The sequence below is a fragment of the Vibrio sp. 99K-1 genome (genome assembly GCF_013114585.1).
Lineage (GTDB): Bacteria > Pseudomonadota > Gammaproteobacteria > Enterobacterales > Vibrionaceae > Vibrio > Vibrio chagasii_B.
Window position 1 is genome coordinate 129,014 of record NZ_VTXF01000002.1, and the last position, 13,416, is coordinate 142,429.

At 45.9% G+C, this 13,416-nt stretch carries 9 protein-coding genes; 1 reads left to right on the forward strand and 8 read right to left on the reverse strand.

The window, feature by feature from the left end:
- Positions 1-48: 48 nt before the first annotated feature.
- A complete protein-coding gene (locus F0228_RS02525; protein ID WP_171761850.1) occupies positions 49-3,123 on the reverse strand; it encodes a GH116 family glycosyl hydrolase in 3,075 nt (1,024 codons plus the stop codon).
- A gap of 63 nt (positions 3,124-3,186) precedes the next feature.
- On the opposite strand from F0228_RS02525, the gene F0228_RS02530 reads away from it, so the two are divergent.
- The gene (locus F0228_RS02530; protein WP_171761851.1) at positions 3,187-4,134 is read left to right on the forward strand and encodes an aldose 1-epimerase; all 948 of its coding nucleotides are present in this window, start codon (positions 3,187-3,189) and stop codon (positions 4,132-4,134) included.
- A 46-nt stretch (positions 4,135-4,180) separates the two neighbouring features.
- On the opposite strand, the gene F0228_RS02535 is transcribed toward F0228_RS02530, so the two are convergent.
- The 7 genes from F0228_RS02535 to F0228_RS02565 form a co-directional block, all read right to left on the reverse strand.
- Positions 4,181-6,595 carry a glycosyl transferase gene (locus tag F0228_RS02535; protein ID WP_171761852.1) on the reverse strand — a complete coding sequence of 805 codons (2,415 nt, stop codon included), beginning with the start codon at positions 6,593-6,595 and terminating at the stop codon, positions 4,181-4,183.
- Between the two features lie 108 nt (positions 6,596-6,703).
- Entirely contained in the window at positions 6,704-7,795 is a 1,092-nt protein-coding gene (gene ugpC / locus F0228_RS02540; RefSeq protein ID WP_105058728.1) for a sn-glycerol-3-phosphate ABC transporter ATP-binding protein UgpC, read from the reverse strand.
- Positions 7,795-9,144, reverse strand: a complete 1,350-nt coding sequence (locus F0228_RS02545) for a GH1 family beta-glucosidase (RefSeq protein WP_171761853.1) — start codon at positions 9,142-9,144, stop codon at positions 7,795-7,797. The genes ugpC and F0228_RS02545 overlap by 1 nt, the downstream gene beginning before the upstream one ends.
- A gap of 17 nt (positions 9,145-9,161) precedes the next feature.
- Positions 9,162-10,010 carry a carbohydrate ABC transporter permease gene (locus F0228_RS02550; RefSeq protein WP_017061568.1) on the reverse strand — a complete coding sequence of 283 codons (849 nt, stop codon included), beginning with the start codon at positions 10,008-10,010 and terminating at the stop codon, positions 9,162-9,164.
- 46 nt (positions 10,011-10,056) lie between these two features.
- Entirely contained in the window at positions 10,057-11,043 is a 987-nt protein-coding gene (locus tag F0228_RS02555) for a sugar ABC transporter permease (protein WP_017070431.1), read from the reverse strand.
- Between the two features lie 67 nt (positions 11,044-11,110).
- Entirely contained in the window at positions 11,111-12,358 is a 1,248-nt protein-coding gene (locus F0228_RS02560; RefSeq protein ID WP_017068576.1) for an extracellular solute-binding protein, read from the reverse strand.
- An 18-nt stretch (positions 12,359-12,376) separates the two neighbouring features.
- Positions 12,377-13,384 carry a LacI family DNA-binding transcriptional regulator gene (locus tag F0228_RS02565; RefSeq protein WP_105058726.1) on the reverse strand — a complete coding sequence of 336 codons (1,008 nt, stop codon included), beginning with the start codon at positions 13,382-13,384 and terminating at the stop codon, positions 12,377-12,379.
- Positions 13,385-13,416: the final 32 nt, after the last annotated feature.

Consider the following 13,416-nt stretch of genomic DNA (forward strand, 5'->3'; position numbering starts at 1 on the left):
CATCAGTTTCAACTCAACATTGCTCAAGTTGAAACTCATACTATTTAATTAATATAAGTAAGCGAAAATCATCCCCGGTCTGAAGTAACGACCAGCGGTATATTTCAACCCAGTGCTCAATAGCCATTTATGAAGAACCATCGCTTGATCAGCTGAAATTTCGCCTTGCAGCATACTAACAAATTTATCACTGTCTTTAGTCAGCTCTGGATTAACTCGACCGTCAGACAGCACACACTTTTGCAATTTAAGTGCAGTAAGCCACTTTTTCGCATCATTTTGTGACAATTCAAAAGATTCTGTAAGATCTTGCTCAGTGAAAGAGACAGAACAGTTGAACCCTTCTGGTGCGGCAAATGGAATTTTTGAATAGTCATACAACGCGGTATACACGGTATCCATCAATGTTTCTGCTTGCTGCGATTTACCCGCTAGGCTCAACGCAGTTGCGACACTAAACTGCACGCCGATCCACACGTCTTGCGCCTGAAAAGCCTCATGCGGCGAACCATCGGCGAGCGTCATGTTCGCTACCCCAAGTTTAGGGCTGTTAATCTCGAAGTTATGTTTATAAACATAGTCCAATGCACGCTGAATGCGCTGTTGCGGGAAAATACCCTCTAGGCCAATCAGTTTGAGATAGCTATCTGCAAGCAGTGCATCACCAAAGCTATTGTCTGAATCGGGTACTAGCTCTAGATACTCTTGAGTAAAGGCTTGAGGCGCTGTCTCACTCAATAAGCGTTTCTTAGAGACTCTTTGAGCTACCTTATTGATGTTTATTGAAGTATCGGTTTGGTTTAGATAGTCGTTAAGCATATTCTTATCGGCAATCGCATCACCCGTTAAAACTAGCCCCAGAGTTTCCAAAGCTTGATAACCTTCACCGGTAAGATGCTTGGCTTGGACAGGCGTCACAAAGAAGTGGTAATAACCTTCTTTCTCATCCCACAAGCTCTGCTCAACTGTTGCTAATGCCTTTTTCGAACGTGTTAGGTAACCCGCGCCTAGATCGTGTTCGCCCATCAACTTTGCAAGCTCACTTGCAGCTTGAAGGCCTGCAACCCAGAGGCTCGCACAGTAAATAGAGATACCATGAGAAGCGAGGTTATCGAAGGTGTCGTCTGTACCTCGGGTTAGCGGTAAATCGTCACCTTCAGCAATCAAGTTCGACAAGAAATCGATGCTCTCAGTCACAGCCTGCCAGCACTCTTTAACCACAGACATATCTTGTGTGTTTTGGTAGTGACGGTACACCATTAGAATGTATTTCGGTGCTAAGTCCTTCCATTCCTTAACATTATGCCAGCTATACGCGTCAGGCTGAATGTCGAACGGGCTACCCAAATCGTGGATTACTGCACCTCGAATTGCACGCACACCTTGGTACTTTTCATCAATCAATTCAGCATTCGGTGTCGCTTCGTATTCCCAGTAGCGGCGCTGAGTAAAGTCTTCAGCCAAAATCGCTTTTGAGAACTCTTTCATCACGCAGCCATCAAGCTCCGGCAGCAAGTAAAGCAGTGAAAACGAGCCGTAGAAATACACATCCAGAGAGTTAAAGAATGGGTAATCAACACACTCTTTCACTAGGAACTTATCTTCTTTATCCCATACCGTAGATTCGGCTAAAAACGACAGTGAGTTCATCGCCATCGTCGCATAGCGCAGCGCTGATTCAGGCTGTGATATTTTGCTTTGAGCTTGCTCTAGGAAAGCGGTCTGTTGCTCAATAATCTTCTGCTCAATCACCTCAAGCTTTGGCAAAACATCTTGTAACATCGGTAAGGCAGGATTTGCTTGTGGGTAGAATTGCGTGTAAGCCTTATCTGAGTGCCAGCCATTGAGCATAACTTTACTGTGTGCCATCACCTGTGCGAAACGCAGGTCAACGGATTCATCCGGCTCCAACTCAACCTGAACCACGACCAATGCACTCAAAGCTTCGCGCCCAGTGTAGATCCCAGTTTGGAATTCTGTATTAGTACGGCCTGTTTTCAGTGCGAACTCGGTTTGCTGGGCCACTTTCGAAGTATAAAGCGTTGGCTTAACAGACACCGATACCTTGCCAGATTTAGTCAAACGGTTTTCGGCTTGAACACCAAACACCACCTCACCCTCAATGTCACTTTGATAAGGGGACTGACTAGTGAGCTGAACACCGGTAAAACCGTGGCTTTCATCATTGACCTTCACCGCTTTATGCTGCTGAGCAATCGGGTTTTGAGATAAGGTACACGCCGAATCTTGAATCCCATCACGACCTTTTCGGTAGGTTGAACCAATCAAGTTTTGTAGAGGTTGAGCAAGAGTAATCACGCGTGTTTGCTGTGATTCATTAGTAATCTGGAAGTGGTTCCAGTGCATCGGCATAGAACAGAGGCGCTTATCGTCTTTAACGATCGGCGAGACTACCTTTCGCTTTATATTAATACCATCAAAACTATTATATTTATATTCAGCTAATGGATATAAAGCCTTATATTCGATATCGCTACCATTAACACTTTCTATATCACTATTATTTCCCGCAGTTAGTGATAGCTGTCTCGTTGTATCATTTATTAATAAACCATTAAAGAAATCTAAGGCTACATATAATTGACAATCAATCGACGATGAATCGGATTCAATTAATAATTGAGTCTTATTAGAAAGCTCGACATTCCACTTTATAAAGTTATCTTTATTTTCTTTATAGAAATTACCATTTTTTAATGCGGTACGAATGAGGTTAATCGCATTCGAAATATTTTCTTTATCTATCTTCTTTCCATCGAATAGCGCTGGGTAAAAATTCAGATGAACGCTAAGCTCTTGCTCGTTAAGAACCTGAAGCGTTTCAATGGTCGGCACATCCATCACTGACGCATAAAAATCATTAAAATTAACAACTTGTTCTGAACAATCGACAAATATTCCTGGAATAAAACTGAAGTTTGGCGTGTTACCATTTGGCGTCAGTGTAAAGGTATTACCGATACCACCGATCGCCATACCTGTATTTTCTGGTGTCGTAGAAATTGGCGTGTACCAAGGTTGAATAAATTCAACTGCGTCGCCCTTTTTACACAAGTGTTCTGAATTTCCTGAATAGCTTGAATATGGAATTTTATTATTCATGTTAAACCGCCATTGAATATTTTTTTCTTCTTGTTAATATCTTTCAAAAATGGAGACATCAACATGTTTAAAATTATAAATGAAAAATTTGGAAATATTGACTCTGTCACATTAATAAACCACCAGCATGGTATAGAACTTCAAATAATCAATGGATTTGGTGCTGTTATAAATAAATACATTGTAAATAACAGTCCATTCTCTTTTATTTGTGGTTATCAGAATTATGATGAACTGATCAACCAACATCCGTTCTTTTCCCGCAGTGCTAAATTATTTCCTTTTCCAAACCGTTTAAACTTAGGTCGTTACAGTTTCGACAACCAAAACCATCAACTCCCAGCTAACTTTCCTTGGTCTGATCACGCCGTACATGGCCTTCTCTATAACCAACCTTTTTCAATCGCAAACAGCGTAGCCAATGATCAGTCAGCCAGTGTGACGCTTGAGTATCAAACGTCGTCTTTACATCCAGGTTTTCCGTTTGCTTTTAACCTTGAAACTACCTTCACCATCGACACAACGGGTAAGCTCTCTTGCTCAACAACCGTCTCTAATTGTGGTGATTATGCCTTCCCATTCGGTGATGCTTGGCACCCTTATTTCTCGCTCGGCAATGACCTAGAACAGTGTGAACTGACCATGTCGCCTTGCGCTGAGGTCGTACACGAGAACGACCTCCCCAATGGTGACAAGCGTGCTTTTGATCGTTCCTCTCTGAGTGGAGGCCTGATGAATCAAAGCCTAAATCACTGCTTTGAATTTGAAGCGACTGCGACCAACCAACTGACTTTGACACGCTCAGATTCATCTGCCGCAATTCACTATCAACAAGACGCGAGCTACCCATTTGTTCAGCTGTATACTCCAACGAGTGAACAGAGCATTGCGATAGAGCCAATGACTTGCCCTGCCAATGCATTCAATAACCAGATGGGATTATTGACGCTTAGCCCAAACCAGTCTCAAACCTTCACTTGGCAATGCCAAGCCACCTATCAACCAAAATAACCAAACGAAAGAGCAATAAAGGGCGCATAAAGCGCCCTTCTCTTTGTTAACCTAAAACCACTTCTACCGTGTGCTCACCCGAAGTAAATACCGGTGCTTTGTTGCCTGAAATCAGGTCACCATTTACCTTCATCTCAACCACGCCCTTGCATACGTTATTCGGGTTCGTGACATGAATATGATAAGTCGCACCACGGAACTGACGACGGACTTTGAACTCTGGCCACTCAGCCGGAATACAAGGGTCCACCAGCAAGCCATCAATTTCAGGTCGAACCCCCAGAATCCACTGCGTACCTGCAACGTATGTCCAAGATGAAGTACCCGACAGCCATGCATTACGACCTAGACCGAACTGTTTATGTTCGTCGCCCAAGATGTTTTGCGGGTAGCAGTATGGCTCCGATTCGAAAGTATCAATATCGTCGTTCTTAGAAGCCGGATTAATTTGACGGTAGTACTCATAAGCACGCTCGCCGTTGCCCATTTTCGCTTCCGCGATCATCACCCATGGGTTTGAATGCAGGAAGATACCGCCGTTCTCTTTCGCACCCGGTGGATATGTCGAAACGCCACCAAGTTGTGGATCAAAGCCGTTGTAGCCTGGAGTTGAAAGCTTGATACCATTGGTCGTGTTCAGCTTGTTGTAAACCGAATCTAGCGCTTGTGTGGCACGTTCTTGTGTCGCGAAACCAGAAATCACAGGCCAGCTTTGACCGTTAGTGTAGATCTGCCCTTGTTCATTCTTGTGAGAACCAATTGGCAGGCCTTGCTCATCAAAGTAACGCACAAACCATTCGCCATCCCAACCGCACTCATTCACTGTGCTCTGCATTTGTTGGTATTGCTCTTTGAACTGAGCGGTCAGCTGCTCCTCACCGCGTAACTCACAGAGGTCCAACATATCGAGCAGAGCTTTACCGTACATGTTGGCTACCATCATCGACTCTGCACCTGTTGGCAGGTTCACCGTGTCATTCCAGTCTGCAAAACCTAATAACGGTAGGCCGTGCTCACCCGTATTGGTGTAGGTAAACTCGATCGCGCGGCACAAGTGATCCCAAACGGTGCCTATTTCCACAGGGTTGCCCGCTTTGTCTTTTTGATAGAACGGAATCACTTTGTTCAAGAAATCAGCATTGCCTGTCTCTTTCACATATTGAGTGACTGCGTAGATGATCCACAGATGATCGTCGCCGTAGTAATCCGGACGATCTTCCTCTTCACGTGAGTCACCCGCGTTCGCTTCCATGGTTGAAGGGAAGAACTGGTGCATTGCAGAACCATTGATGTTTTGCACTGATAGTAAGCGCTCAATGAACTCACGCGCCTCTTCTGGCATATGAGTAATCACGCCCAACGTATCTTGCGAAGAATCACGGAAACCGATGCCACGTGCGCCATAGCCAAGCTGGTACAGAGACAGGTAACGAGACCAGTTTTTGGTGGTGTGACACTGACGTGGGTTATGTACGTTAAGCATCGAGTTCATAGCAGGGTCTGGTGTTTCAACCTGAACCGCTTGTAGGTAACCATCCCAATGTTCAGCCAGTTCAGCGAAAGCTGAATCAACCACTTGATGGTCACGATATTTAGCCAGCAGAGGAAGTGCAGCTTCTAGGCTCTGTTCTTGCGCGATTTGTACAATCGTACGTTCTGTCTGCTCTGGAGATAACCAACCCAAACGCAGGTTAAGCGCGCCAATGTTGTCACCACGCAAACACTCAGTATTGCCAAGCTCATCGTTTTCTAACGCTTGCGGGGCAGCCCATGTGCCGTAACCAAATTGACCAAGGAATGATTGGCGGTCTCCGTCAAACGACGTCGCAGGGCGATCCGCTGTCATCAGATTTACCGCGTAGTCGCGCTTCATGAAGGCATACTGCTCAAGCACAGTATGACCCGACTCTTGCTGGTGCGCTTTCAGCGTCATGGTTTGTGGAACCCAATCCGCATTCAATAACTGCTTAAGTGCATCAAAGTGTGTGAATTCATACACAGGAACGACATCAACGTGTAGCGCTTTGTCTGAAATGTTGGTGACTTTGATGTCTTGAAGCAATACTTGGTCAGCTTTTGGTACGAAGAAGGTCGCTTCACAACGCACACCAAACGCTTCTGCAATGATGGTGGTGTAAGACAGACCTGTATGGTTTTCAAACTTGTCGAGCGGCTTGAGAGTGGGTGTGTAGAAAGGAGAGAACACCTCTACGTTGCCCGCTTCGTCACGTACCTTGAGGTACATTGTCGAACCTTTAAAATCTGAGTTTGGCAATTGTGCGATGTACTTGGTGATACGGTTAAGAGCAGGATCCCCTTTACACAACAACACGCCGCCGTTGCTATCGACAATGCCACCGAAATCTAATGTGCCAACATAGTTACACCATTTGATTGGTGTGCACGGCGTGGTTGCTACGTATTCTTTGTTTTTATCGTCAAAATATCCGAATTTCATCATCACTATCCCTAGCCCCTCCCAAATCAGGAGGAGCCAAAACAATTTGTCGTAAGTAGGTTGGTATCAGCTCGTTGGCTGACTTAAGTTGACCGGCTAGCTCGTAATTGACTAGCTCGCTAGCGAGTTCTCGCTCAATGCGTCAAACAGGTGGAAAGCATCCAAATCTAAGTAAAGTGTCAGTTCTTTCACATCCACTTCAGCAGCTTGAGTCTCAACCATCAGCGGTTGGCCGCCGATTTCTGTTTTCAGAAGAATGCTCGCACCCAGCAGTTCCTTGTCTTTGATTTTCACAGGGAATGGCAGCACACGGTCGTGGTCAACTTGCTCAGCACGCAGGTGGATGTCTGTTGGACGAACACCAAAGTGAAGCGCTAGGTTTTTAGACGCCAGAGACTTAAAACGCTCCGGCAGTGGAATATGAACATCACCAAGTTCAACGAAGTATTCACCTTCTTTTTCAATCAGCTTAGCTTCCAACATATTCATTGACGGGTTTCCAATGAATTGCGCGACAAACTTGTTAGCTGGGCGCTGGAACACCTCTGTTGGCGTACCTACTTGTGCAACATAACCATCTTTCAGAATCACGATGCGGTCTGCTAGTGTCATCGCTTCGATCTGGTCGTGTGTAACGTAGATCGTGGTTGTTTTCAGCTCGCGGTGTAGGTGTTTGATCTCTTCACGCATCACGCCACGAAGTTTTGCATCTAGGTTAGATAGCGGCTCATCAAACAAGAACACTTTCGGAGTACGAACCATCGCGCGGCCCATAGCTACACGTTGACGCTGACCACCAGAAAGCTCTTTTGGCTTACGATTTAGTAGTGGATCAAGCTCTAACATTTTTGCAGCTTTGCGTACTTCTACGTCAATCTCAGCCTTTGGCATGCCCTTCAGTTTTAGAGCGAAAGCGATGTTCTCGTAGACCGTCATGTGTGGGTACAGTGCGTAGCTTTGGAATACCATTGCTAAGTCACGGTCTTTTGCATCGACCTTGTTCATCACTTTGCCACCAACCACGATGTCACCAGAACTGATGCTTTCTAGGCCTGCAAGCATGCGAAGGGTAGTCGACTTACCACAGCCAGATGGGCCAAGGAAAACCACGAACTCACCGTCTTCAACCGTAAAATCAAACTCTTTAACTACTTCAACATCACCAAATGATTTCTTGATGTTTTTGAATTCTACTTTAGCCATTATCTGTTCTCCTCAGCGCGCTCTTGAAGCATGTTTCGGTACGCAATCGCGCTCTGTTTCAGTGTTCTTTCTTGGGTGGTGTAATCAACATGGACGATGCCAAAGCGTTGGCAGTAGCCGAATGCCCACTCAAAGTTATCCATCAGACTCCACGCGAAGTAACCATCGACTTTCACACCCGCTTCAACGGCGTTGTGCACCGCTTCGATGTGGCCTTGGAAGTAACGAACACGTTGGTCATCCATCACTTGTCCGTTAACACGCTCGTCGTTACCTGCTGCACCATTCTCTGTGATGTATATAGGCGGCATGTTTTCGTAACGCGCATCCAGTCTTACCAATAAATCGGTTAAACCTTGTGGGTTGATTTCCCAGCCGATGTAAGTGTGTTCTGCGTCAGTCTGTTTTACTGACTCAATGTCGCCATTCTCATTGAAGCGAGCAACATTGCGTGTGTAGTAGTTGATACCAATGTAATCAACCGGTGCACTGATGATGTCTAGATCGCCTTCTAAAATCATCGGCATGTTCATCGCTTGACGGTCGACTACTGGCTGTGGGTATTCACCTTTCAGTACAGGGTCGATGAACCAGTGGTAGTTCTCTGCTTCACAGTAGTCTGCAGCGCCTTGGTCTTGCGGTGTCAGTGGGTAAGCCGGAGTCGCGTTAAATACCACTCCATGCTTAGCATAAGGCGCATTCTTACGCAGAATCGGCATCGCCAAACCGTGTGCCAACATTAGGTGGTGAGACGCTAAGTAACCCTCTTTCTCACCCTTGATGCCTGGTGCGTGTTCGCCCCAACGGTAGCCTAGGAATGCAGACACAAACGGTTCGTTCAGCGTTGTGTAAACATCAATCTTGTCACCGAAGTAGTTACTCACCACTTCTGCGTATTCTGCGAACTTGTAAGACGTTTCACGATTCAGCCAACCACCTTTGTCTTCGAGGTATTGCGGCAGATCCCAGTGATACAGAGTTACGTAAACCTTCATGCCACGAGCATGACATTCATCGATGATCTGCTCATAAAACTCTAGGCCTTGCTGATTCACCACACCGTCTTGCGGCAGGATACGTGGCCAAGCAATGGACAGGCGGTAAGCATCAACACCTAAGCCTTGAATCATCTCGATATCTTGTTGCCACAGATGGTAGTGATCACACGCCACATCACCACTGTCGCCGTTATCTACCTTACCCGGCTTCTTACAAAACGTGTCCCAGATAGACGGTGTACGACCGCCTTCTTCAACGCCGCCTTCAATTTGGTATGAAGATGTCGCGACACCGAATACAAATTCCTTACTGCGTAACTTTGAATCACTTGGAAGTTGAAATTTATTCATTGTTATAACCCTTAAACCTAACCTTTAACTGCGCCGGACGTTAAACCACTGATCATCTGTTTCGATGCGAACAGGTATGTAATCACGAGTGGTAAAATAGAAATTGTGGTACCTAGCATTACCGCACCCCATGGCGTATTAGGAATGCCTTGAACACTTCGTAGTGCTTGTGTGATGACGTAATTATCTGGGTTGTTCAGCACCACTAGAGGCTGCATAAACATGTTCCAGAAGAAGACGAACTGCACGATAGCGAGTGTTGCTAGTGCTGGTTTCATCAGTGGCAGTACCACACTCCAGTACGTTCTAAACTCACCTGCGCCATCCAATTTCGCTGCTTCTAATAGCTCTTTAGGAATCGATGCAATCACGTGCTGACGCATCAAGAAGATGCCAAATGGCGTGGTTGTGAACGGTAGCCATACCGCCATGTGGTTATCCAGCAAGCCTAAGAATTTCACGATCATGAAGTAAGGGATCAAGCTAAGCACAGGCGGAATCGCCATTGAGCCAACCAGCATGCCGAACAACACGTTCTTTCCGCGGAACTTAAACACAGCAAATGCGTAGCCACCCATGCTACAAAACAGCAGCGAGATGGTGGTGCCTAAGAAAGCCACGTAAATCGAGTTAAACATCGCTTTCCAAAACGGCATGATTTCCAGCAGTTTTGCATAGTTCACCATCAGGCTGTCGCCAATCGCAAAGCTGATGCCTGAACCGAAGATCTCCGAACGGTCACGTGTTGAAAGCAGTGCTGACCACACAAACGGGAACACCGTAATGATTGCGGAAACAATCAGTAATATGCCGAGCATGACCATCAAGATCTTGGTCATGATGTACATGGTGCGTTCGCTTGGCATTAGGCCACTTAATGGTGAGGTATTTGTCTTAATTGATGTCGACATCTTAATGTTCCCCTAAGCCTTTCTTACCGAAGAATAAAAATTGAACCAAAGTACAAGACGCGATCAGTGCAAACAGAAGCCATGAAATTGCTGACGCTGTGCCCATTTCTAACCATTCCCAACCCACTTTGTAGAGGTACATAGAGATAGTTAAACCAGATTGCCCCGTACCACCTGTACCACGCGTTAGAACGAACGGTTCTTCAAACATTTGCAGGTTACCGATAATGGTCATGGTGATTGCAAAGAAGATAAATGGACGAATCATTGGTAGTGAGATGTTCCAGAAGCGGCGGAAGGCATTCGCACCATCCATACGTGCAGCTTCTAAAATGTCTTTAGGAATCGTCATTAAGCCTGTGGTGTAAAGGACGATGTTAAAACCGGTGTATTTCCAGAAAACCATGATCGCGATAGACGGCTTCACCATAGTGGCATCGTCTAACCAGCGGATTGGTTGAAAATCGTTAACCCAAGCAAATGCCCAACCAAACAGCGTGCTATCGGCCAATGCCATTAACGTTTGGTTGATAATTCCTGAGTTAGGAGAGTACATGTTGAAGAAAATCAGTGACGCTGCAACCGTTGATGTGATGAACGGTAGGAAGTACGCCGATGTTAGCCAGTGACGCATACGGTCACCCATTGAAACCAACATATAAGCCACTGGAATAGCGACTAAGTGCTGAGCAACACCCGATGTGATTGCTAGCCACAATGTGTTCTTTAATGAACGCCATAGCCATGGGTCAGTCAAGGCAATGTGATAGTTCTCAAAACCAACGAACTCCATTGCATCCATGCCCTGTACTGGGTTCCATTCGTGGAACGACAGATAAACAGAGAACAACAGCGGGAAGATCCCAAATACAGAAAAAATGATCAGAAACGGCAGAAGGAATCCATACGGTGTAAGCGCTTTCAAATTCAGGCGAGAAAAAAGGCTTTTGTCCGCAGGTTCTATCGTTGTGCTCGCTGTATGATTCATAGTAACGACCTCTTAAAAAAGGAAGCGCGTTATCCACGCTTCCTCACTTACTCAAAGTAATAACAAATTAAAGATTACGCGTACGACGCTTGATTAGACGCTCTGCCTCTTTCAATGCAGTCTCGATGTCCTTACCTTCATCAAGCACTTCCATCAATGCGTTCTCTAAAATTATAGAGCGTGCTACGTGGTCGCCTTGAGCTGGAGATACTGGCTTGATGTTCTGTGCCACTTCTGCAAATAGAAGACGTGCTTTCTGACCACCTAGGAACTCCATCTCTTCTTGGAATAACTCATCGTCATACGTCGTTACGTTCGCAGGGAAAGCCGCAATCGTTTCGAAGTGCTTAAGTTGAACATCACGGTCAGTCGTCATGTATTCAATCAGCGCCCAAGCTTCATCTGGGTTGTCAGATTGAGTTGGAATCGATAGGAATGAACCACCCCAGCTGCCGTAAATGCCATCAGGTAGGTTTTCTACTGCCCATTTACCTTTGGTTTCAGGAGCGATCCAGTTGTTTAGGTGACCAAGTAGCCAAGCGCCAGAAAGTTGAGTTGCAAATGTGCCGTTGCGAAAGCCCTCGTACCATTCGTTAGACCAAGCCAGAATGCGGCCGTCTAAGCCTTTGTCGCGAATCTCTTTTGCTACTTCAAAAGCGTGAACAAAACGCTCAGATGTCACAACTGGGTTGCCATCTTTATCGAAGTAAAGACCTTCTCCTTCAGGAACCGTTGTGAAGATGATCGCTTGTGCAACGTCGGCAGCTGAAGCGATAAGTTGTACGTTTTGCTCTTTCAGTTTTTCACCAGCAGCGATGTATGAATCCCAATCTTTGATTGCTTCTTCTACATTGATGCCCGCTTTTTCAAACACGTCGGTGCGGTAGTACATAACACCTGGACCAAGGTCGACAGGGATGCCGTACATGTCACCGTCAGCGCCTTTGCCTTGTGCCCACGCGTAAGGTGCGAATCGTTCTTCGTATTTATCTGCACCGTAGTTTTCAGACAGGTTAACTAGGCCGCCAGAGCCAACGAATGGACCGATTTTCTCTACGTCCACAACAATCACATCACCCGCACCTGAGCCTGTAGCTAGGTTAGTGGTTAGTTTTGTGTGGTGGTCACCGTGGTTGTTCATAAGGTAATCAACTTTGATCCCTGTTTCCTTTTCGAAATCAGGCAGTAATACCTTCAGGCTGCTATCGAAATCCGGGAAGCCGTCGAAACGAATCTCTTTGTCAGCAGCATTTACCGCTGTTGCACCTAGTCCTAAAGCAACCGCGCATGAAAGCGCTAAGGTCTTAAATTTCATGTTCTATCCTTAATATTTTTATAGGGTAACCAGTAAATCCGATACCGAGTTTCTAGTGACCAACGTCGGCAGCAATTTAAAGTTCACGTCATGTTTAATTTTCTTTAGCTTTTGCAGAGTGAGCTGTACTGCTTCAACGCTCATCTCTTCAATAGGGAAATTAATGGTGGTCAAACTAGGGGTCAGATAACGCGCGAAGATGGTGTTATCGAAGCCCACCAGTGATACATCTTTCGGAACTGACAGTCCCTCTTGATGCAGCACCTCAAAGGCGCCGAATGCCATGTGATCATTCGAAGCAAATACTGCTGTGAAATGACACTTACGATTCATCAGCTTTTTCATAGCGCTGATGCCCGTCTCTTCAGTAAAACCCGCTTCCGAGACTAAGGCTTCATCGTATGGCACACCCGCTTCTTCCAAGGCCTTTCGATACCCTTGCAAACGCCCCCTAGCGTCTGCTTTATCTAAAGGCCCGGTAATACACGCGATATCTGTATGTCCCTTTTGCAAAAGATATTGAGTAGCGAGTAGCCCCCCGACTTCGTTATCAATATCAATGCAACTCATCGCCATTTCTGGGATGAAGCGGTTAATTAAAACCACAGGGGTCCCCTGTTCTTCCAATTCAATTAAATAGTCATCACTGAGCAGTTGAGTATGAAGAATCAAAGCATCGACACGACGCCCCAACAGAAACTCCACCGACTCGCGCTGCCCTTGTTCGGTGTTCGAACCCGCTGTAACCACAGCGTGGTAACCGAAGCGGCGTAGGTTTTCCTCTATGCAGTGCAAGATGCCTGAATAGAAAGATCCGCCCAGTTCTGGAACAACAACACCTACACTTCCGGTACGACTTGAAGCCAAAGCTTGAGCGATAGAGTTCGGGCGATAACCCAATTCTTTGATCGCTTTTTCAACCTTTAACTTCTTGTCATGACTCACTCTGCTAGTGCCATTAATAACCCTAGACACTGTCGCCTGAGACACACCTGCATGTTCTGATACGTGTTTAATTGTCGCCACTCGAACCTCGATACTTCATTAGCTTGTAACCG

Coding starts and splice junctions, on each gene's coding strand:
- F0228_RS02525 (WP_171761850.1), bottom strand. CDS start 3,123: ATGAATAATAAAATTCCATATTCAAGCTATTCAGGAAATTCAGAACAC.
- F0228_RS02530 (WP_171761851.1), top strand. CDS start 3,187: ATGTTTAAAATTATAAATGAAAAATTTGGAAATATTGACTCTGTCACA.
- F0228_RS02535 (WP_171761852.1), bottom strand. CDS start 6,595: ATGATGAAATTCGGATATTTTGACGATAAAAACAAAGAATACGTAGCA.
- ugpC (WP_105058728.1), bottom strand. CDS start 7,795: ATGGCTAAAGTAGAATTCAAAAACATCAAGAAATCATTTGGTGATGTT.
- F0228_RS02545 (WP_171761853.1), bottom strand. CDS start 9,144: ATGAATAAATTTCAACTTCCAAGTGATTCAAAGTTACGCAGTAAGGAA.
- F0228_RS02550 (WP_017061568.1), bottom strand. CDS start 10,010: ATGCCAAGCGAACGCACCATGTACATCATGACCAAGATCTTGATGGTC.
- F0228_RS02555 (WP_017070431.1), bottom strand. CDS start 11,043: ATGAATCATACAGCGAGCACAACGATAGAACCTGCGGACAAAAGCCTT.
- F0228_RS02560 (WP_017068576.1), bottom strand. CDS start 12,358: ATGAAATTTAAGACCTTAGCGCTTTCATGCGCGGTTGCTTTAGGACTA.